Raw genomic sequence first — 19052 nt, forward strand, 5'->3', positions numbered from 1 at the left:
ACGCCCTGGTTCGACGAGACCGGCGGCGAGAGTTCCTGGCTTCCGGGAAGTTCATTCCCCGGTGACAGTGGCGGGACCGCGCCGGATTCGCACCGGCTTCCTCTCCTGCTGCCGTACTTGGCGTGGGCAGTCCACCACGCCCCGCGAACACCCGTCAACTCGCCTTTGACCTGCACCGGGGGACTGAGATGAGGCCCACATCGGCCTGCGGCGGCACGGAAAAAGCCCGCCCGGTCCGCGCCGCCGAGGAGGGCGGTGCGGACCGGGCGGGCGACGAACTGCCCCGAGGCCGGGCGATGGCCGGGCCTGGGGTCAGGACTTGGCCATGATCAGGTAGATGCCGTAGGCCACGGCGGCGGCGCACGCCGCGAAGCAGACGTACGCGCCGGTGGCGGCGACCGCCCCGCCGCCGCTGCCCTCGGCGGCGGCCCGCTCGCGGCGGGACAGGCCCGCGATGCCGAGGGTGAACAGGGCCACCAGGCCCACCGTGACCGAGAGGCTCACGCCGATGACGGAGCCGATGGCTGCCCAGTCGATCTTCATGGTGATGTTCCTTCTGTAACCGGGTGCTCGGGGCTCAGACGGCGGCGGGCGGGTTCGCCCGGTCGGCGGAGGCGGAGGCCTGCGCCGGGACGGAGGCCGCGAGGGCGCCGGTCTCGGTCGCCACGGCGCCCACCGGGGGCGGGGTCACGGCGGCCATCGCCTGGGTCACCACGCCGGCCGGCTCGTCGGTGTGGTTGACGTTGGTGTGGTCGACGACCTCACGGCGCGACAGCTTCCAGATCACGGCGCTGGAGACCACCAGGAAGACGGCCACCACGGCGGTGCCCCAGTCGCCGAGGCCGGTGACGGCCTCCGCGCCGGCGCCCACGAGGGCCGCGGCCGGGAGGGTCAGCACCCAGGCCACGAGCATCCGGGTCGCGGTCGACCAGCGGACGACGCCGCCCTTGCGGCCGAGGCCCGCGCCCATCACCGAGCCGGAGACGACGTGGGTGGTGGAGAGGGAGAAGCCGAGGTGGGAGGAGGCCAGGATGGCGGTGGCCGCGCTGGTCTGGGCGGCGAAGCCCTGCTGCGGCTCCAGCTCGGTCAGGCCCTTGCCCATGGTGCGGATGATGCGCCAGCCGCCGATGTAGGTGCCGAGCGCGATGGCGAGACCCGCGGACAGGATGACCCAGGTGGGAGGGTTGGAACCCGGGGCGATGGCACCGCCGGCGATCAGGGCGAGGGTGATGACACCCATCGTCTTCTGCGCGTCGTTGGTGCCGTGGGCCAGCGAGACCAGGCCCGCGGAGGCGATCTGGCCCGCGCGGTGGCCCTTGTCGGCGGCCTTGCCGTTCGACTTCCCGCCCAGCGCGTAGCTCAGCCGGGTCGAGAGCATCGCCGCGAGGCCGGCGACCACCGGGGCGGCGACGGCGGGCAGCAGCACCTTGGTGACGAGCACGTCGCCGTGGACCGCGCCGAGGCCGGCCGAGGCGACGGCGGCGCCGATCAGGCCGCCCATCAGGGCGTGCGAGGAACTGGACGGGAGACCGACGAGCCAGGTCACCAGGTTCCAGAGGATCGCGCCGACCAGGGCGGCGAAGATGACCTCGGGACGGATGCCGGTCTCGTCGACGAGACCCTTGGAGATCGTGTTCGCGACCTCCACGGAGAGGAAGGCGCCCACCAGGTTGAGCGCGGCGGACAGAGCCACCGCGACCTTGGGCTTGAGTGCACCGGTGGAGATGGTCGTGGCCATCGCGTTGGCGGTGTCGTGGAAACCGTTCGTGAAATCGAACGCGAGTGCGGTTATTACCACAATCGCGAGGATCAGCGAGAAGCTTTCCATTTACCCAGGCAATCGTTCGAGGTCATTGGCTGGTCGAACGTACGTAACCAGGGTGAACGGAAGATGAACTGAGACGGTCCTCAGGGTGTCCGTAAAAGAGGGTCCGCGCTCCACCGTACGCCGCGTGCCGGGGAGGGGATTCCGGCCATCCCGGCCGGGCGGGCCGCCGCCTGGCAGGATCGCGTCATGGCTGAGCAGAAGCGGGACCAGGGGAAGGGGAGGGGCGTGCGTGCCGAGGAGGCCCGCGCCTGGGAGGCGCTGGTCGCCACCGCCCGCCGCACGGCGGCCGAGGGCCTGGTCGTCGGCACCTCCGGCAACGTGTCGGTGCGCGTCGGGGACACCGTGCTGGTCACCCCGTCGGGCGTGCCCTACGACCGGCTCACGCCGGACGACGTGACCGGTGTCGGCCTCGACGGCCGGCAGGTGCTCGGCACCCTGGTGCCGACCAGTGAACTGCCCCTGCACCTCGCGATCCACCGCACCACCGACGCGGGCGCGGTCGTCCACACCCACGCCGTGCACGCCACCGCCGTCTCGACGCTCGTGACCGAGCTGCCCCTGATCCACTACATGGCCGGCGCCCTCGGCGGCCCCGTCCGGGTCGCCCCCTACGCGACCTACGGCACCGAGGAACTGGCCGAAAACATGCTGCGCGCCCTCGACGGCCGTTCCGGCTGCCTGCTCCAGAACCACGGCACCGTCACCCACGGCGCCACCCTCGACCAGGCCTACGACCGCACCGCCCAGCTGGAATGGATGTGCCGTCTGTGGCTGACCGCGTCCTCCGTGCCGGGACTGGCCCCCTCCCTGCTGTCACCGGAGCAACTGGCACAGGCGCAGGAGCGGCTGCGGGGGTACGGACAGCGGAGGTAGGCCCTCGCAGGGATGAAAGCCGCTGTTTCCTGGAACCCGCAGGACATGTCACCCCGACCCTTCCTCCCGCTGGCCGGTGGCCCGGCGCGCCAGGACACTGGACCCGTGCGCTCAGTCAAAGCGACGGCCGCGGCCGTCACCGTGGCCCTGGCGGCCGGCGCGGCCGGCATCGCCGCCGGGCGGCTCGCCAGCGACGCCGCGCTCAAGGCGCCCCCGGGCCGACCGCTGCCCACCGAGCCGCGGCTCACCGTGCACGGCACGGCGCCGGGCCGGATCACCCTCACCCGCGACCTCGCCTCCCTGCGCCCCGGCATCTACGGCCTGTCCGGCGACGGCTCGCACGCCGTCGTCGGCCCGGTGCTGCCGACCGCACCGCACCGCGCCGACGCCGTCGTGCGCCGCCTGGAACGCGTCACCCACGGCACCCTGCGCACCCACGACAAGGTCTGGCTCACCCCGAACGTGCACGTCGGCAACCCGGACTCCGCCCTCGGCCTCGACCACGCCGACATCGACGTCCCCGGCGAACTCGGCCCCCTCCCCGCGTGGTTCGTGCCCGGCGTCCGCGACACCTGGGTCATCACGGTGCACGGCCTGGGCGCCACCCGCGAACTCCCCATGAACCTCATGGGCTTCCTGCACCGCCGCCGCTTCCCGGTGCTCGACATCGCCTACCGCGGCGACCTCGGCGCGCCCCGCTCCCCGGACGGCCTCAACCACCTCGGCGAGACCGAGTGGCGCGACCTGGACGCGGCGATCCGCTACGCCGTCCGGTACGGCGCCGAGCGCGTCATCCTGTACGGCTGGTCCACCGGCGCCACCATGGCCCTGCGCGCCGCGGCCCACTCGGGCCTGCGCGACCGCGTCTCCGGGCTGGTGCTGGACTCGCCGGTGCTCGACTGGGAGGCGACGCTGCGGGCCCTGGCCACCGCGCGGCACACCCCGGCCGCGCTGCTGCCGCTCGCGGTGCGCGCCGCCCAGGGGCGCACCGGGCTCTCCGGCGACCGCCGCGCCGACGTGACCGACCCGGCCCGGCTCGAGGTGCCGACGATGATCTTCCACGGCCCGGACGACACCGTGGCCCCCTGGCAGCCCTCCCGCCGCCTCGCCGCCCGCCGCCCCGACCTCGTCACCCTGCAGACGGTCTCCCAGGCCCCGCACGGCGCCATGTGGAACGCCGACCCGGAGGGCTACGAGGAGGCGCTGCGGCGCTTCCTGACGCCCCTCATGTGACAGGTCCTGACCTCTTCTCATGTGACATGGGCCACCAACTCCCGCCCGGGCGTTCCCGGTCCGGCGGAGCGGCGGACGCGTCAGGAGCACGGGCAGGCGGTCGGCGAACGGGAGAGGCTTCGGCGAGCGGGAGAGGCGCCGGCGAGCGGGAGAGGCCGCCGGAGGCCCGCCCGCCCGCAGGGGGCCGCGCTGCCCGTGCACCGGCGGCTGCGCGGGCGTGGACGACGAGTGGGGACGGTGTGCCCGGAGTGTGGACGCGGGGCGCGCGGGGGCGTCCCGGCGGCTGTCCGCGCGGCGGTCCCGGCGGTTCCGTTCCGGGGCGTACCGCTGGCTTGATCACGCCTCGTCGGGCCCGGTGAGACCGGGTGCGTTGGCCATCCCCGTCGCCCCTGGTGACATTCCGTTTGGGTTTTCGGACCGTCAACCGGAAGACTGCACCCGTGACGTCCCGTATCCCGCGCGACTCAAGGCTTCGACTCGTCCGCCCGCGGCCCCTGGCCGCCGCCCCCCGAGCCGTGAACCAGCGGCGCACGCGCCGCCCCGCACCGCGCCCCCCGGAGGGCACCCCGGCACCCGCCGAGCTGGCCGGAATGGCACGCTCCCGCCTGGCGGGAGCGGCCCGCGTCGCCCGCTGGGCCGACGCCGCCCTCGGCCCCGGCCGGGACGGCGCCACCACGGACGGCAGGGCCGCCCTCTCCGACGCGACCGCCGAACGGGCGGCCCGCGAGCTGGGGCTGACCGCGGTTCAGGTCCGCGCCGAGTGGGACACCGCCCGCCTGGCCGGCCTGGTCGAGGTGCACGGCGACAGCGCCCGCCCCGGCTGGCGGCTGCGCGCCTGGGACCGGGACGACAGTGCCGTCCTGCGCGGCTGGGTGGCCTTCTTCGACGCCTGGTCGCTGGCCTGCCCGGAACCCGGGGACCACGAGGCCGCCGCCGTCGCGGAGGTCGTCTCGGCCATGCCGCAGGTGCTCTCCCTCCTGCAGCTCTCCGCCGGGCCCGTGCCCGTCGAGCAGCTTCTGGACCTGCTCCGGCAGCGGGTCACCGAACTGCGCACCGAGCGCTGCGAGATCCCCTTCGGACCGCAGCCGGTGCCCGCCGGGACCGTGGGCACCGCGGCGCCGGACGCCCCGGAGCCCGCCGCCGCGGAGCCGGCCGAGGACGCCCTCCTCGCCCCGCTCCTGGACTGGGCCCTGCGCGCCCTCGCCGCCGTGGGCGCCCTCACCTACGGCGACGGGCAGGCCACGCTCACCCCGCTCGGCAGCTGGGCCGTCTGGGTCAAGCTGGAGCAGATCTGCGTCGCCGCCCAGAGCCCCGCCGGGAACATCGAGCAGTCCGCGGAGAACATGCTGCGCGGCTGCGCCCAGCTGCGCCCGAACGCGGCCCGTGCGGAGTACCGCGCCTGGCTGGCCGCGCGCCCCGTCGGCAGCGCCGTCACCGGACTGCTCGACGCCGCCCGCGGCGAGGACGCCCTGCTGCGCGGCCTCGCCTTCGAGGCCCTGCGGGTCGTCGGCGGCCCGGCCGAGCCCGACGTCCGGGCCGTGCTCGACGAGCCGGCGCTGCGGCCGTACGCCCTGCTGTGGCTGGCGGAGCACGACGGCGTCGACCCGGAGGACGCCCACGAGGTGCTCACCCGGGAGGAGGCCACCTGGCTGTGGGTGGACACCGCCGCCGCCGTCGCCGACCACGGCGAGGCCCCGATGCTGGTCCGCCACCTGGAGTCCGCGCTCCAGCCCACCGTGCCCGCGCTGCTCGACGAGGTGCGCGCCGTCGGCCATCCGCGCACCGTGCAGGTGCTGGTCGCCCTCGCCGCCGCCCACCCGGACCCGGCCCTGGCGAAGGCCGTCCGCCGGGCCGCCTTCCAGGTGCACACCTGGGGCAGCTGAGGACTCCGCCCCGGGACGGCGCACCCGGGCCCGGCATCACGGCGGGTCCCGGGCCCGGACGCTCCCGGGCCCGGTACCCGGCCCGGCTCAGTCCCCCAGGCGCGGGGCGTACGTGCCGAAGCTCCAGATGTTGCCCTCGGCGTCCCGGGCCATGTAGTCCCGCGACCCGTAGTCCTGGTCCGTCGGGGGCACGAGGATCTCCACGCCGTGCTCCACCGCGCGCCGGTGGTGGGCGTCCACGTCGTCCACGACGATGTAGACCCCCGCCGGTCCGGCGCCGTGCATCGCCTCGTCGAAGCGGCCTCCGCGGCCCCGCGAGCCGAGCGTCACCGCGCCGTTGCCCAGCGCCAGCTCGGCGTGCTGGATCAGGCCGTCCTCGCCCTCGTACACCGTCAGTGCCGTGAAGCCGAAGGCGTCCGTGAGCTGCTTGAGGGCCGCCTCGGCATCCGTGTAGAGCAGCGTCGGGTAGATGCTCGGGCGTCCGCCGACCGTTTCCGCCATGCCGATCACTCCCTCGTGCGTCGGTGCGGGCCGCGGAATTCCGGCCCACGGCGCAGTCTCGCAGCGGACACCGACACCGCCCCGTCCCCGACACCGGCGCGCGGGACGGGCACGCGCGCACCCGAAGACCCCGGAAAAGCCCTTGCGCCGCCCCGTTAGACTGCTTCCCATGGCCATTCTCCTCGCGCATTAGACGGCGGGAACGCCCTCAGCCGACCGCCCGCCAATCCCAGTCCGCCCTGGAGTATGTCCGTGATCACCGCCTCCGGTATCGAGTTGCGCGCCGGTGCCCGCATCCTCATCGAGAACGCCACCTTCCGCGTCGCCAAGGGCGACCGCATCGGCCTGGTCGGCCGCAACGGCGCCGGCAAGACCACCCTCACCAAGTGCCTGGCCGGCGAGGGCCTCCCGGCCGGCGGCACGATCACCCGCTCCGGCGAGGTCGGCTACCTCCCGCAGGACCCGCGCACCGGCGACCTCGACATGCTCGCCCGCGACCGCATCCTCTCCGCGCGCGGTCTCGACGTGCTGATCCGCAAGATGCGCGACAACGAGCAGCGCATCGCCACCGGCAAGGGCGCCACCCGCGACAAGGCGATGAAGCAGTACGAGCGCCAGGAGACGGAGTTCCTCACCAAGGGCGGATACGCCGCCGAGGCCGAGGCCGCCACCATCGCCGCCGCGCTCAACCTGCCCGACCGGGTGCTCGGCCAGCCCCTGCACACCCTCTCCGGCGGTCAGCGCCGCCGTATCGAGCTGGCCCGAATCCTGTTCTCCGACGCGGACACCCTGCTGCTCGACGAGCCGACCAACCACCTCGACGCGGACTCGATCGTCTGGCTGCGCGACTACCTGAAGACCTACCGCGGCGGCTTCATCGTCATCTCCCACGACGTCGACCTGGTCGAGACGGTCGTCAACAAGGTGTTCTACCTGGACGCCAACCGCTCCCAGATCGACGTCTACAACATGGGCTGGAAGCTCTACCAGCAGCAGCGCGAGGCCGACGAGAAGCGCCGCAAGCGGGAGCGGGCCAACGCCGAGAAGAAGGCCTCCGCGCTCAACGCGCAGGCCGACAAGATGCGCGCCAAGGCCACCAAGACGGTCGCCGCGCAGAACATGGCCCGCCGCGCGGACAAGCTGCTCGCCGGTCTGGAGGCCGTGCGCCAGAGCGACAAGGTCGCCAAGCTCCGCTTCCCCGAGCCCGCGCCCTGCGGCCGGACCCCGCTGATGGCCGAGGGCCTGTCGAAGTCGTACGGCTCCCTGGAGATCTTCACCGACGTCGACCTGGCCGTCGACAAGGGCTCCCGCGTCGTCATCCTCGGTCTGAACGGCGCCGGCAAGACCACCCTGCTGCGCCTGCTCGGCGGCGTGGAGCAGCCCGACACCGGCGCGGTCGTCCCCGGCCACGGCCTCAAGCTCGGCTACTACGCCCAGGAGCACGAGACCCTCGACCCGGAGCGCACGGTCCTGGAGAACATGCGCTCGGCCGCCCCCGACATGGACCTCGTCGAGGTCCGCAAGGTGCTGGGCTCCTTCCTGTTCTCCGGCGACGACGTCGACAAGCCGGCGGGCGTCCTCTCCGGCGGCGAGAAGACCCGCCTCGCCCTCGCCACCCTCGTCGTCTCCTCGGCGAACGTGCTGCTGCTCGACGAGCCCACCAACAACCTCGACCCCGCCAGCCGCGAGGAGATCCTCGGCGCGCTGCGCACCTACAAGGGCGCGGTCGTCCTCGTCACGCACGACGAGGGCGCCGTGGAGGCGCTTCAGCCGGAGCGGATCATCCTGCTCCCCGACGGCGTCGAGGACCTGTGGGGCGCCGGCTACGCGGACCTCGTGGCCCTCGCCTGAGCCCGCCCGCGGGGCTGATCCACTGCCGGTGGATCATTCGGCCCATCGGTGATCCATCATCTGTGTGAGATCTCCTCGTACCGCGGTGTGTCCTGCATCGATTTCCCGGCCGAGCCCTTATCTCCCAAGGGTTCGGCCGCCGCGCGCCGCTGACCTGGCACTTCGCGGAACAACCCGTTCGGCGGTACGCGCGGCCGTGTGCGGAATGGGCAATTCCGTATGTGGGGACGCACTCCCGTCGTCACAAGCCTGTCCCACGGACCTTGCCGAATGGGTGGCCATCACGCCCCGGAGGGGTGATCATGAGGAGACCAGAGCGCACTTCCCATGAGGAGGCACGGGTGGCCGAGACTCTGAAGAAGGGCAGCCGGGTGACCGGCGCCGCGCGCGACAAGCTCGCGGCAGACCTGAAGAAGAAGTACGACGCCGGTGCGAGCATTCGGGCGTTGGCCGAGGAGACCGGCCGCTCGTATGGCTTCGTCCACCGGATGCTCAGCGAATCGGGCGTCACGCTCCGTGGGCGTGGCGGGGCGACGCGGGGCAAGAAGGCCACGTCGGCCTGACCTCGGGCGGCCCATCGGCTTCGATGGTGGCCACCCGGTCGGTCACGTGATCGGCCGGGTGGTTACTGTGCAGTCACTTAGGATGCCTCGCACGGCATCCCCGTTGACCGCACCCATCGGAGGCGCCCCATGGCTTCGCCCGAGCACGACCTCGATCCGGTACTCGACAAGGACGGCGTACGGCTCACCGTCGACGACGCGATCGCCACGGTGACGCTGACCAACCCGGCCAAGCGCAACGCGCAGAGCCCCGCTCTGTGGCGGGCGCTCACCGAGGCCGGGCGGCTGCTGCCGGGCTCCGTCCGCGTCGTGCTGCTGCGGGCCGAGGGCAAGTCGTTCTCGGCCGGGCTGGACCGGCAGGCGTTCACGCCGGAGGGCTTCGACGGCGAGCCGTCGTTCATCGACCTCGCGCGCGGCAGCGACGCGGAGCTCGACGCGACCATCGCCGAGTACCAGGAGGCGTTCACCTGGTGGCGGCGCAACGACATCGTGTCCGTCGCGGCGGTCCAGGGGCACGCCATCGGCGCGGGCTTCCAGCTGGCGCTGGCCTGTGACCTGCGCGTGGTCGCCGACGACGTGCAGTTCGCCATGCGCGAGACCAGCCTCGGGCTGGTGCCGGACCTCACCGGCACGCATCCGCTGGTGGGTCTCGTCGGGTACGCCCGTGCCCTGGAGATCTGCGTGACCGGCCGGTTCGTGACCGCCGAGGAGGCGGTGCACACCGGGCTGGCGAACCTCGCCGTGCCCGCCGACCAGCTCGACGGCACGGTACGGGACCTGGCCGCGGCGCTCCTCGCCGCGCCCCGGGACGCGGTGATCGAGACCAAGACGCTGCTGCGCGGCGCCCAGGAGCGTACGTACGAGGAACAGCGCACCGCCGAGCGCGCCTCCCAGGCCCGCAGGCTGCGGGACCTGGCCGGCGCCGGCGAGTGACCTCGCGCTGAACGCCGCCCGCGCGAGGCGACGGCCACCGCGGGCGTGCTGCCGGCCGGCATGTCAGCTGTGTCCCTCATGTGTCCCTCGCGCGGGTGGTTTCTCAGTCGATCGCGGTGACCAGTACGGCCACGCTCGGGTGATCCGGCAGCGCCTCCGCGACGGCCGCGCGGACCTGCCGGGCCACCTCCACGGCCCGCTGATCGGCGCGGAGCGCCACCTCCACCCGCACATGCCGGTGCGGCAGCGCGGCCGCCGCCCGCCGTTCCTCGATGTGCACCGGCCGGCCCGTTCCGCCGAGCGCGCCGGTCAGCCGCGACACACCCGGGACGGCCAGCACGGCCCCGGACACCCGGGCCACGTCGGTGCCCGCGGGACCCTCGCCGCTCCCCGGGCTATCGGCACCTCCGGCCTCTGCCGTGCCTTCGGCCTCTCCCGCCTCTCCGGCACCTCCGCCGCCGCGGATCCCTTCGGCCCCTCCGCCGCCCTCGGCCGCGCGGCCGGTGGCGGCCGGGCCGCCGGCCCCCTGGACCTGCTCGGTCCCCTCGAAGCCCGCAGTCCCCTCGGCCTCCCCGGTGTCCCCGGTCAGCAGAGCCGTCACCCGCAGGTCGACCTCGGTCACCGTCAGGCCCAGGGCCCGTGCCGCGGCCGTCGCCAGGGTCTCCCGCAGGCGGGCCGCCGTGGTGGGCAGCGGCTCGTCCGCCGTCGCGGCGAAGTCCGCGGACACGCGCAGGTCGCCGGGGGGCAGCGCGCTCGGCGGAGCGGGGACGGCCGGGTCACGGGCGCTCGCCGGGTCGGCCAGGGTGATGCGCAGGGTTCCCAGGCGTACCCCCGGTGTGCGCCCGGCCGCCCGCCGCAGTACGGCCTCGGCCGCCCGCTCCACGATCCACGCGCCGTCGTTCGGGCCGCCCAGCGGCAGGATCCTGCCGAGCGCCAACTGGTGCCGAACCGTCCGCGTCCATCCGTCCGCCGTCATTGCTCCAGCCTGCCGCATCGCGGGCGCGCGACACGGCAAGGCCACTTACGGTGGTGGGGGGACGACCGAAAGGGGCGTACGGCGATGACCGATATGACGGATCCGAACCGGGCGCGCACGGCCGAGGGCGGGACGGACGTGCCGGAGACGAGTGCGGCCCGCAAGGGCCAGGCGACGCGCCGCGGCTTGGGCGACCCCGGCAGCCGGGGGCGCACCACCATCGCCGACGGCGTGGTGGAGAAGATCGCCGGCCTCGCCGCGCGCGACGTGCTGGGCGTGCACGCCATGGGCAGCGGTATCTCGCGGACCTTCGGGGCCGTGCGGGACCGGGTGCCGGGCGGCGCGAAGTCGGTGACCCGGGGCGTGAAGGCCGAGGTCGGCGAGGTGCAGACCGCGCTCGACCTGGAGATCGTCGTCGACTACGGCGTGTCGATCACCGACGTGGCGCGCGACGTCCGGGAGAACGTGATCGCGGCCGTGGAGCGCATGACGGGCCTGGAGGTGGTCGAGGTCAACATCGCCGTGAGCGATGTGAAGCTTCCCGAGGAAGAGGAGGAGGAGCCGGAGCCGCGGATCCAGTGACGGCCCCGGTGACCGCTGCGGTGTCACCCCGATGGAGGCACGCCTCCCCGGAACGCACCGAACGCACGCACGACCCCCGACGGCAGAGGAGCTGAGGAGCGCACCATGAGCATGGCCGTGGTCGGCATGATCGCCGGCCTGGCATTGGGCTTCGCCGGGTACTTCGGCGGGTTCGGTGCCTTTCTGCTGGTGGCGGCCCTGGGGGCCGTCGGGTTCGTCGTCGGCCGGTTCCTGGAGGGGGACCTGGAGCTCGGCGACTTCTTCCGCTCCCGTGACAACCGCCGGCGGTGAACTCCGTGAGCGGCGGGGCGGGTGAGCTGCGCGAACCCCCGGCCGCCGGATCCCCCACCCCCCGATCCGCCGCCGGGCCGCCGGGCTCCGTCGCGCCGGGGGAGCGGGGCGCGCTCCGCATCGCCGACCGGGTCGTCGCGAAGATCGCCGCGCAGGCCGCCCGCGAGGCGCTCGGCCCGCTGCCCCCGGACGTCGCGCCCCCGCACGCCATGGTGGCCGTGCACCACGACGCCGCGCACATCCACATCCACCTCGACCTCGCCTATCCGTGCGACGTCGGCGGCCGGTGCCGCGCGGTGCGTCGACAAGTGGAAGAGCGGGTAGCCGCGTTGGTGGGAATGCGGGTGCCGGAGGTCGCCGTCCGCGTGGAGCGGCTGCACCGGGTGCCCGCGCACGGCGCGGTACAGGGGAGGACGCGATGAGCGAGCCCTGGGGCTCCGAGAACACCACCAGGCCCCTGCCGGTCCTGGAGAAGGCGGCGGACGCCGGACCGGGCGGGGCGGCGGCACCGGACGCGCACGATCCCGGGCCGGTCCTCGACGGGCGGGACGGAGGCGGCCGCCGCTTCTGGTCGGCCCGCCGGATCCCCGCGGGCGTCGTCGCCGCGCTGCTGCTGATCGTCGCCGCCGCTTCCCTGTACGACATCGCCGCCGTGCGCGCCCACCGTCCCGCCATGGGCTGGCGCCGCGAGCTGGCCCGGCAGCTCGCCGCGCGGCCCCTGGACGACACCTGGGTGCTGGTCGGCGCCGGCGTCGCCGCGGTCCTCGGGCTGTGGCTGATCGTGCTGGCGCTCACCCCGGGGCTGCGGCGGCTCCTGCCGATGCGGCGCACGCACGCCGACGTCCGCGCGGGGCTGCACCGGCAGGCGGCCGCCATGGCGCTGCGCGACCGGGCCATGGAGATCGCCGGCGTGCAGTCCGCCCGCGTCCGGCTGCACCGGCGCAGGGCCGACGTGCGTGCGGTCGCGCACTTCCGCGAACTCGAAGACGTACGGGCCGATTTGGACACCGTGCTCACCGAGGCGGTCGCGGGGCTGGGGCTGGCCCGGCCGCCGGCGCTGACGGTGCGCGTCGCCCGGCCCGGACGGAAGGGGTGAGGACCGTGATCGGAGTCGTCAACCGGGTACTGATCGGGCTCGTCGGGCTGGTGCTGCTCGTGGTCGGCGGCTCGGTGCTCGCCGTGGGGCTGGGAGTGCGTCCGCCCGCGTGGTGGATCCACGGCGGTCGGCACGACGTGCTGCTGAGCACCGCCGAACGGACCAGGTGGCGGGAGACCGGCTGGTGGTGGCCGACCGTCATCGCGGCGCTGGCCGTGCTCGTGCTGCTCGCCCTGTGGTGGCTGACGGCGGTGCTGCGCCGGCGCCGGCTCGCCGAGGTCCTCGTCGACACCGGCGACGGCGAGGGCGCGCTGCTGCGGGGGCGGGCCCTGGAAGGCGTCCTGGCCGCGGACGCGGAGGCGATGGACGGGGTCGAACGGGCCCACGTCCGCCTCACCGGCCGCCGGGACGCCCCCGCGGCCCGGCTACGGCTCCTGCTGGAGCCCCACGTGGATCCGGGGACGGCCCTGTACGAGCTGACGGACGGGGCGCTGGCCCGAGCGCGGGACTCGGCGGAACTCGCGTCCCTGCCGGCCGAGGTGCGGCTGCTGGGCGTCAAGCACCGCGCGGAGCGGGTGAGCTGACGGCGGCGGGGAGGCACGCGCCCGCGTCGTTCTGCCTCCCCCTGCCCGCGGTTTTCCTCTCACGGCCCGCCGTGCCGGGCCCGCCGCTCGTCGGCACCCCTCGCCCCGCCGTGGAACGCGCTGGGAACGTGGCCGCCCGTGGGAAGCGTCGCCCCGGGAAGGCGGCCGCCCGTGGGACGCGTCCCCGCCGCGCTCAGAACCCGTGCCGCATCCCGCCGTCCACCGGGAGCATCACGCCGGTCAGATACGAGGCGGCCGGGGACAGCAGGAACGCCGCCGTCCGCCCGAACTCCTCCGGCGTCCCGTACCGGCGCAGCGGAATCCGCGCCTCGTTCGCCGCCCGCGTCGCCTCCGGGTCCGCCGACAGCCCGTCCAGCTCGCGCACCCGGTCCGTGTCGATGCGGGCCGGAAGCAGGCCGACGACCCGGATGCCGCGCGGGCCCAGCTCGTCCGCCAGCGACTTGGCGAACCCGGCGAGACCGGGACGCAGCCCGTTGGAGATGGTCAGCCCCGGGATCGGCTCGTGCACCGAACCGGACAGCACGAACCCGATGACACCGCCCGCCTCCAGCTCCGCGGCGGCCGCGCGGGCCAGCCGCACCGCGCCCAGGAACACGGACTCGAACGCCGCCTGCCACTGCTCGTCGGTGTTGTCGGCGACGAAGCCGGGCGGCGGACCGCCCACGCTGACGAGGACGCCGTCGAAGCCGCCGAAGTGCTCCCGGGCCGCCGCGATCAGGCGGGCGGCGGCCTCCGGTTCCGCGTTGTCCACGGCCATTCCGACGGCGCCCGCGCCCAGCTCGGCCGCCGCGTCCGCGACTCGCCGCTCGTCCCGCCCCGTGATGACCACCTTCGCCCCGTCGGCGACGAGCTCACGGGCGGCCGCGTTGCCCAGTCCGCGCGTGGCCCCGGTGACGACGTACACCCGGTCCTTCAGTCCAAGATCCATGGCTCCTATCCTGCCTCCTCACTCCCGTACAGGGCGAGGGCGGTGTTCACCAGGCCGATGTGGCTGAACGCCTGCGGGAAGTTGCCGAGCTGACGGCCGGCCACGGGGTCGTACTCCTCCGACAGCAGGCCGACGTCGTTGGCGAGGCCGGTCAGCCGTTCGAACAGCTCCCGCGCCTCCTTCGTGCGCCCGGTCAGGTGCAGCGCGTCCGCCAGCCAGAACGAGCAGACCAGGAAGGTGCCCTCACCGCCCGGCAGCCCGTCGACGGCCGTCGCGTCGGCGCTGTAGCGGCGCACCAGGTCCCTCTCGCCGAGCTCGGCGCGGACCGCGTCGACGGTGCCGATCACCCGGGGGTCGTCCGGCGGCAGGAAGCCCACCCGCGGGATCAGCAGCAGGGCGGCGTCCAGCTCGGCGGAGCCGTAGGACTGGGTGAACGTGTTGCGGTCGGGGTCGTAGCCCTTCGCGCACACCTCGCGGTGCACCTCGTCCCGCAGGGCGCGCCAGCCGTCCAGGTCCCCCGGCAGCCCCGGGTCCTCCTCCATCGCGCGCACCGCGCGGTCGGCGGCCACCCACACCATGACCTTCGAGTGCACGAAGTGCCGCCGCCCGCCGCGCACCTCCCACAGCCCCTCGTCGGGCTGCCGCCACGCCTCGCGCAGGAACTCGAGCAGCGCGCACTGCAGGGACCACACGTCCGGCTTGGCGGACAGGCCCGAGTGCCGGGCCAGCGCCAGCGAGTCCATGACCTCGCCGTACACGTCGAGCTGGCGCTGGGTCACGGCCTCGTTGCCGATCCGCACGGGCGTCGACCCGGCGAAGCCGGACAGCCACGGCAGCTCGAACTCCGGCAGCCGGCGCTCGCCCGCCACCCCGTACATGATCTGGAGGTCGGCCGGGTCGCCCGCCACCGCGCGCAGCAGCCAGTCGCGCCACGACTCGGCCTCCTGCCGGTATCCGGCCGACAGCAGCGCGCCGAGCGTGAGCGTGGAGTCGCGCAGCCAGCAGTAGCGGTAGTCCCAGTTGCGCACCCCGCCCACCTCCTCGGGCAGGGAGGTGGTGGCGGCGGCGACCACGCCGCCGGTCGGCTTGTAGGTGAGGGCCTTGAGGGTGATAAGGGAGCGGACCACCAGGTCCCGGTGCGGGCCGTCGTAGCGGCAGTGGGCCGCCCACGCCCGCCAGTCCTCGACGCTGTGCGCGAGCGACTCGAAGGGGTCGACCAGCGGCGGGCGCGGCTCGTGCGAGGGGTGCCAGGTCAGCACGAACGCCACCTTCTCCCCGGCGGCCACGGTGAACTCCGCGTGCGTGCCGAAGCCCTCCCCCCAGGTGGGCACCTCCGGCTCGCTGCGCAGCCACGCCGAGTCCGGTCCCGCGACGGCGACCCGGTGGCCGTCGGTGCGGCGCACCCACGGCACGATCGAGCCGTAGTCGAAGCGCAGCCGGAGCGTGCTGTGCACGGTCACCCGGCCGCTGAGGCCCTCCACGATGCGGACCAGGTCGGGGGCGCGGTCGCGCTGCGGCATCAGGTCGGTGACCCGGACCGACCCCTCCGGGGTGTCCCACTCGGTGTCGAGGACGAGCGTGTCCTCGCGGTAGGCGCGGCGGGTGCAGGGGCCGGTGACGCCCTTCGGGGCGATGCGCCAGTGGCCGTTGTCCTCGTCGCCGAGCAGCCTGGCGAAGCAGGCGCCGGAGTCGAAGCGGGGCAGGCAGAGCCAGTCGACGGAACCGTCCCGGCCCACCAGGGCGGCGGTCTGCTCGTCACCGACGATCGCGTAGTCCTCTATCCGTGGCTGCACGGATGCCGGATGCCCGGCCGGAGGAGAAGGCAATCAGCGCGGTGGCGATCGGGGGAAGCGGCGGTCAGACCGCGGCCGCCTCCGTGTCCGTGGCGGACCGCTGGGCCTCCGCTGCCGCCTCCGCGCGTTCCCTGGCCTCGCGCCGGGCCAGGATCACCCAGCCGACCGGGACGCACGCCGCGAAAAGCCACCACTGGATGGCGTAGGCCAGGTGCGGCCCGATGTCGTTGTGCTCGGGGTCGGGGAGCAGTTCGGGGCCGCCGCTCCGGGGCGCGGGGGAGGTCAGCTCGACGTAGCCGCCGAGGACCTGCTTGCCGAGCCGCTGCGCCTGCTGCCCGCTGCTGATCAGCATCACCTGGCGGTCGGGCAGGCCCCTGACGTTCTTGATGCCGCTCTGCGCGGTCGTCTCGTCCGGCATCAGACGCCCGGTGACGGTGGTCTCGCCCCGCACGGGCGCCGGGATGCTCGGGAACGCGGTCTGTGCGCCGTTCGCCGGGATCCAGCCCCGGTTGACCATGAGGACCCGGCCGTCGTCGAGGACGAAGGGGGTCAGGACGTGGTAGCCGACCTCGCCGTCCGCGTTGGTGCGACGGCGTACGACCTCTTCGTCCGCGGTGTCGAAGTGCCCCTTAGCGGTGACCCGGCGGTACAGGTCCGAGTGCTTCACCTCGGCACCGGGCGAGGTCAGCGACTCGGCCGGCACGGGCCGGGACGCCAGCGAGTCGGCGATCACCTGGTTCAGCGCGACCTTGTGCTCGTGGCGGTGCAGCTGCCAGAAGCCCAGCCGGATCATCGTCGGGATCAGCGCGATCGCGACGATCGTGAGGATCACCCACTGGCGGGTCAGGACGAAGCGGTACACCCCACGACCGTACCTCTCGGGCCGTGGGGTGTTTTCGGCAGGGGTGTCCCTCGGAGGGGGCTCAGGCGTGGTCGACGATCCCGACCCTCCCTTCGGCGCGGGCGCAGTGGGCGCCGCAGTAGAAGTGGCCCTCGACCTCGACGCCCTGGCCGATGATCTGGACACGACAGTGCTCGCAGATCGGTGCCATGCGGTGGATCGCGCAGGAGAAGCAGTCGAAGACGTGCACCGCGCCCTGGGCGTGCACCTCGAAGGTCATGCCGTAGTCATTGCCGCATACTTCGCATCTCGCCATGGGGCACAGCGTGAGCGCCGACCGCCGCGCGGGCGAGCGGGCGGCGGGCGAGTCGCCCGGCAATCACCCATCCGTACGGTCCGCGCCTCGCCGGCCCCCGCCGCCCTCCGCGGGCTCGACGTCCCGCAGCAGCTGGCCGAAGGCCGCCTCGTCCACCACCGGGGTGCCGTACTGCCGGGCCCTGGCCGCCTTGGACGTCCCGGAGTCCGGATCGTTGGTGACGAGCAGGCTGGTCAGCCGGGACAGGCTGGTCGCCACGTGCAGCCCGGCCTCGGTCGCGCGGTCCTCCAGCAGCTCGCGGTCGACCGAGGTGTCACCGGAGAACGCCACCCGCATCCCCTGCACGAGCCGCCCGCCCTCCTCGTACCGCCCCGGGTTGGGGTAGGGGCAGGCGGGCCTCCTGCGGGCGGCGCGCCAACTGCCCGGCCGGTACCCGCCGTAGCCGCCCGTCTGCTGGCGCGGCACGGGCCGGTCCGTCCACTCCGTCAGCGGCAGGCACTCCAGCAGCGGCAGCCGTACGCCGCCTGCCGCCGCCGCCCTGAGACTCGGCCGGAACGCCTCCGCCAGCACCCGCGCGTCGTCCAGCGCGTGGTGCGCACGCTGCTGTACGACGCCGAAGTGCGCGGCCAGCGACTCCAGCTTGTGGTTGGGCAGGGGCAGGCCGAGCTCCTTGGACAGCGCGATCGTGCACAGCCGCTGCCGCACCGGGGCCTCGCGCCGCGCCCGCGCGTACTCACGGGCGATCATCTGCCAGTCGAAGACCGCGTTGTGCGCGACGAGCACCCGGCCCGCCAGCCGGGCGGCGAACTCCTCGGCCACGTCCGCGAAGAGCGGCGCGCCCTCGAGCACCTCGCTCGTCAGACCGTGGATCCACACCGGGCCCGGGTCGCGCTCCGGATTCACCAGCGTGTACCAGTGGTCCTCGACCTCGCCGCGCGCGTCCAGCCGGTACACCGCCGCGGAGATGATGCGGTCGTCGCGGGCCAGGCCGGTGGTCTCCACGTCAACGACCGCGTATCCCAGCGGATACGCGGCCGGCCACGATGTGGGGGAGGACGCTGCGGTCGTGCGGTCTTCGAGCATGGTCACTGAGGATAAGGGCCCCGACTGACAGCCCCGTCCCGCAGGTGCCCGCACATCACCTGAAAACGGGCAGAGTTCGCGCTGCGAGCCGGTGGCGGTGCGGGCCCGGTGACGCCGGGGGTGGGATGCTCGTACGTGTGACGGAATCGCTGCACGAAGAGGAGCACGGCGCCCTCGGCTCCCGCCTCAACTGGCTGCGGGCCGCGGTCCTCGGCGCCAACGACGGCATCGTGTCCACCGCGGGCCTCGTGGTCGGCGTCGCGGGCGCGACCGACTCCCGCTCCGCCCTGCTGACCGCCGGTCTGGCCGGACTGCTCGCCGGGTCGATGTCGATGGCCGCGGGGGAGTACGTCTCGGTGTCGACCCAACGCGACTCCGAGCGGGCCGCGCTGGCGATGGAGAAGCGCGAGCTGCGCGAGCGGCCCGACGCGGAACTGGAAGAGCTGACCGGGCTGTTGGAGGAGCGCGGACTGTCCCGCGAGGTCGCCGCGGAGGCCGCCGAGCAGCTCACCGCGCGGGACGCGCTGCGCGCCCACGCGCGCGTGGAGCTCGGCATCGACCCCGACGAACTGACGAACCCCTGGCACGCGGCCGGGGCGAGCTTCCTGGCGTTCACCGTCGGCGCCCTGCTCCCGCTGCTCGCGATCGTCCTGCCCCCGGCGCCGTGGCGGCTGGCCGTCACCGTCGGCTCCGTGCTCGCCGCCCTCGTCCTCACCGGCTGGAGCAGCGCCCGCATGGGCGCGGCGCGACCGGGCCGCGCGGTCCTGCGCAACGTGGGAGGCGGCGCCCTGGCGATGGGCGTGACGTACGCGGCGGGGGCTCTGCTGGGCGCTGCGGGGGTCTAGGTACGGTGGAGGGGGCGCTCGGCCATCCCCC

The 19052-nt window shown here is 74.2% G+C and carries 21 protein-coding genes and 1 riboswitch; of the genes, 12 read left to right on the forward strand and 9 right to left on the reverse strand.

Annotated features, from left to right (window positions below):
* Positions 1 to 8: 8 nt before the first annotated feature.
* Positions 9 to 152, reverse strand: a riboswitch (cobalamin riboswitch).
* A 160-nt stretch (positions 153 to 312) separates the two neighbouring features.
* Positions 313 to 543, reverse strand: a complete 231-nt coding sequence (locus tag ACIPM1_RS27285) for a hypothetical protein (RefSeq protein ID WP_356186695.1) — start codon at positions 541 to 543, stop codon at positions 313 to 315.
* A 34-nt stretch (positions 544 to 577) separates the two neighbouring features.
* Positions 578 to 1828 (reverse strand): anion permease, encoded by a 1251-nt coding sequence (locus ACIPM1_RS27290; protein WP_402439016.1) that lies wholly within the window; start codon positions 1826 to 1828, stop codon positions 578 to 580.
* A gap of 186 nt (positions 1829 to 2014) precedes the next feature.
* Here ACIPM1_RS27290 and ACIPM1_RS27295 point away from each other — a divergent pair, with 186 nt between their 5' ends.
* The 3 genes from ACIPM1_RS27295 to ACIPM1_RS27305 all read left to right on the forward strand — a co-directional run bounded on the left by ACIPM1_RS27295 (position 2015) and on the right by ACIPM1_RS27305 (position 5817).
* Positions 2015 to 2701 carry a class II aldolase/adducin family protein gene (locus tag ACIPM1_RS27295; protein ID WP_402439018.1) on the forward strand — a complete coding sequence of 229 codons (687 nt, stop codon included), beginning with the start codon at positions 2015 to 2017 and terminating at the stop codon, positions 2699 to 2701.
* 105 nt (positions 2702 to 2806) lie between these two features.
* A complete protein-coding gene (locus tag ACIPM1_RS27300) occupies positions 2807 to 3934 on the forward strand; it encodes an alpha/beta hydrolase family protein (RefSeq protein WP_402439020.1) in 1128 nt (375 codons plus the stop codon).
* 590 nt (positions 3935 to 4524) lie between these two features.
* Positions 4525 to 5817, forward strand: a complete 1293-nt coding sequence (locus ACIPM1_RS27305; protein WP_402439022.1) for a hypothetical protein — start codon at positions 4525 to 4527, stop codon at positions 5815 to 5817.
* Positions 5818 to 5904: 87 nt separating this feature from the next.
* Here the strand turns inward: ACIPM1_RS27305 and ACIPM1_RS27310 are convergent, their stop codons facing one another.
* Positions 5905 to 6318: a VOC family protein gene (locus ACIPM1_RS27310; protein ID WP_402439024.1), complete on the reverse strand. Its 414-nt coding sequence runs from the start codon at positions 6316 to 6318 to the stop codon at positions 5905 to 5907.
* A gap of 252 nt (positions 6319 to 6570) precedes the next feature.
* On the opposite strand from ACIPM1_RS27310, the gene ACIPM1_RS27315 reads away from it, so the two are divergent.
* The 3 genes from ACIPM1_RS27315 to ACIPM1_RS27325 all read left to right on the forward strand — a co-directional run bounded on the left by ACIPM1_RS27315 (position 6571) and on the right by ACIPM1_RS27325 (position 9665).
* Entirely contained in the window at positions 6571 to 8169 is a 1599-nt protein-coding gene (locus ACIPM1_RS27315; protein ID WP_356186891.1) for an ABC-F family ATP-binding cassette domain-containing protein, read from the forward strand.
* 341 nt (positions 8170 to 8510) lie between these two features.
* On the forward strand, positions 8511 to 8732 hold the full coding sequence (locus ACIPM1_RS27320; protein WP_003976983.1) for a helix-turn-helix domain-containing protein: 222 nt from the start codon (positions 8511 to 8513) through the stop codon (positions 8730 to 8732).
* A 129-nt stretch (positions 8733 to 8861) separates the two neighbouring features.
* A complete protein-coding gene (locus ACIPM1_RS27325; protein ID WP_402439026.1) occupies positions 8862 to 9665 on the forward strand; it encodes an enoyl-CoA hydratase/isomerase family protein in 804 nt (267 codons plus the stop codon).
* A 103-nt stretch (positions 9666 to 9768) separates the two neighbouring features.
* Here the strand turns inward: ACIPM1_RS27325 and ACIPM1_RS27330 are convergent, their stop codons facing one another.
* Entirely contained in the window at positions 9769 to 10641 is an 873-nt protein-coding gene (locus tag ACIPM1_RS27330) for a nucleopolyhedrovirus P10 family protein (RefSeq protein WP_402439027.1), read from the reverse strand.
* A gap of 84 nt (positions 10642 to 10725) precedes the next feature.
* Here ACIPM1_RS27330 and ACIPM1_RS27335 point away from each other — a divergent pair, with 84 nt between their 5' ends.
* From ACIPM1_RS27335 to amaP, 5 genes are all read left to right on the forward strand, one after another.
* The gene (locus ACIPM1_RS27335) at positions 10726 to 11223 is read left to right on the forward strand and encodes an Asp23/Gls24 family envelope stress response protein (RefSeq protein ID WP_356186675.1); all 498 of its coding nucleotides are present in this window, start codon (positions 10726 to 10728) and stop codon (positions 11221 to 11223) included.
* 105 nt (positions 11224 to 11328) lie between these two features.
* Positions 11329 to 11514, forward strand: coding sequence for a hypothetical protein (locus tag ACIPM1_RS27340; protein ID WP_356186672.1), 186 nt, complete (start codon positions 11329 to 11331; stop codon positions 11512 to 11514).
* On the forward strand, positions 11511 to 11936 hold the full coding sequence (locus ACIPM1_RS27345) for a hypothetical protein (RefSeq protein WP_402439030.1): 426 nt from the start codon (positions 11511 to 11513) through the stop codon (positions 11934 to 11936). The genes ACIPM1_RS27340 and ACIPM1_RS27345 overlap by 4 nt, the downstream gene beginning before the upstream one ends.
* The gene (locus tag ACIPM1_RS27350) at positions 11933 to 12610 is read left to right on the forward strand and encodes a DUF6286 domain-containing protein (RefSeq protein WP_402439032.1); all 678 of its coding nucleotides are present in this window, start codon (positions 11933 to 11935) and stop codon (positions 12608 to 12610) included. The genes ACIPM1_RS27345 and ACIPM1_RS27350 overlap by 4 nt, the downstream gene beginning before the upstream one ends.
* A gap of 5 nt (positions 12611 to 12615) precedes the next feature.
* Positions 12616 to 13194, forward strand: a complete 579-nt coding sequence (amaP, locus tag ACIPM1_RS27355; protein ID WP_402439034.1) for an alkaline shock response membrane anchor protein AmaP — start codon at positions 12616 to 12618, stop codon at positions 13192 to 13194.
* Positions 13195 to 13387: 193 nt separating this feature from the next.
* Here amaP and ACIPM1_RS27360 read toward each other — a convergent pair whose 3' ends face one another.
* The 5 genes from ACIPM1_RS27360 to ACIPM1_RS27380 form a co-directional block, all read right to left on the reverse strand.
* A complete protein-coding gene (locus ACIPM1_RS27360) occupies positions 13388 to 14143 on the reverse strand; it encodes an SDR family oxidoreductase (RefSeq protein ID WP_356186665.1) in 756 nt (251 codons plus the stop codon).
* 5 nt (positions 14144 to 14148) lie between these two features.
* Positions 14149 to 15936 (reverse strand): glycoside hydrolase family 15 protein, encoded by a 1788-nt coding sequence (locus tag ACIPM1_RS27365; protein WP_402439036.1) that lies wholly within the window; start codon positions 15934 to 15936, stop codon positions 14149 to 14151.
* Between the two features lie 64 nt (positions 15937 to 16000).
* Positions 16001 to 16798: an SURF1 family protein gene (locus ACIPM1_RS27370; protein ID WP_402439038.1), complete on the reverse strand. Its 798-nt coding sequence runs from the start codon at positions 16796 to 16798 to the stop codon at positions 16001 to 16003.
* Positions 16799 to 16859: 61 nt separating this feature from the next.
* Positions 16860 to 17093: a hypothetical protein gene (locus tag ACIPM1_RS27375; protein ID WP_356186658.1), complete on the reverse strand. Its 234-nt coding sequence runs from the start codon at positions 17091 to 17093 to the stop codon at positions 16860 to 16862.
* 63 nt (positions 17094 to 17156) lie between these two features.
* A complete protein-coding gene (locus ACIPM1_RS27380) occupies positions 17157 to 18176 on the reverse strand; it encodes a DEDDh family exonuclease (protein ID WP_402439040.1) in 1020 nt (339 codons plus the stop codon).
* A gap of 137 nt (positions 18177 to 18313) precedes the next feature.
* On the opposite strand from ACIPM1_RS27380, the gene ACIPM1_RS27385 reads away from it, so the two are divergent.
* The gene (locus tag ACIPM1_RS27385) at positions 18314 to 19021 is read left to right on the forward strand and encodes a VIT family protein (protein ID WP_356186652.1); all 708 of its coding nucleotides are present in this window, start codon (positions 18314 to 18316) and stop codon (positions 19019 to 19021) included.
* Positions 19022 to 19052 lie beyond the last annotated feature (31 nt).

This window comes from Streptomyces sp. NPDC086766 (genome assembly GCF_044746005.1).
GTDB lineage: Bacteria > Actinomycetota > Actinomycetes > Streptomycetales > Streptomycetaceae > Streptomyces.

Coding starts and splice junctions, on each gene's coding strand:
- ACIPM1_RS27285 (WP_356186695.1), bottom strand. CDS start 543: ATGAAGATCGACTGGGCAGCCATCGGCTCCGTCATCGGCGTGAGCCTC.
- ACIPM1_RS27290 (WP_402439016.1), bottom strand. CDS start 1,828: ATGGAAAGCTTCTCGCTGATCCTCGCGATTGTGGTAATAACCGCACTC.
- ACIPM1_RS27295 (WP_402439018.1), top strand. CDS start 2,015: ATGGCTGAGCAGAAGCGGGACCAGGGGAAGGGGAGGGGCGTGCGTGCC.
- ACIPM1_RS27305 (WP_402439022.1), top strand. CDS start 4,525: ATGGCACGCTCCCGCCTGGCGGGAGCGGCCCGCGTCGCCCGCTGGGCC.
- ACIPM1_RS27310 (WP_402439024.1), bottom strand. CDS start 6,318: ATGGCGGAAACGGTCGGCGGACGCCCGAGCATCTACCCGACGCTGCTC.
- ACIPM1_RS27325 (WP_402439026.1), top strand. CDS start 8,862: ATGGCTTCGCCCGAGCACGACCTCGATCCGGTACTCGACAAGGACGGC.
- ACIPM1_RS27330 (WP_402439027.1), bottom strand. CDS start 10,641: ATGACGGCGGACGGATGGACGCGGACGGTTCGGCACCAGTTGGCGCTC.
- ACIPM1_RS27335 (WP_356186675.1), top strand. CDS start 10,726: ATGACCGATATGACGGATCCGAACCGGGCGCGCACGGCCGAGGGCGGG.
- ACIPM1_RS27340 (WP_356186672.1), top strand. CDS start 11,329: ATGAGCATGGCCGTGGTCGGCATGATCGCCGGCCTGGCATTGGGCTTC.
- ACIPM1_RS27350 (WP_402439032.1), top strand. CDS start 11,933: ATGAGCGAGCCCTGGGGCTCCGAGAACACCACCAGGCCCCTGCCGGTC.
- ACIPM1_RS27360 (WP_356186665.1), bottom strand. CDS start 14,143: ATGGATCTTGGACTGAAGGACCGGGTGTACGTCGTCACCGGGGCCACG.
- ACIPM1_RS27375 (WP_356186658.1), bottom strand. CDS start 17,093: ATGGCGAGATGCGAAGTATGCGGCAATGACTACGGCATGACCTTCGAG.
- ACIPM1_RS27380 (WP_402439040.1), bottom strand. CDS start 18,176: ATGCTCGAAGACCGCACGACCGCAGCGTCCTCCCCCACATCGTGGCCG.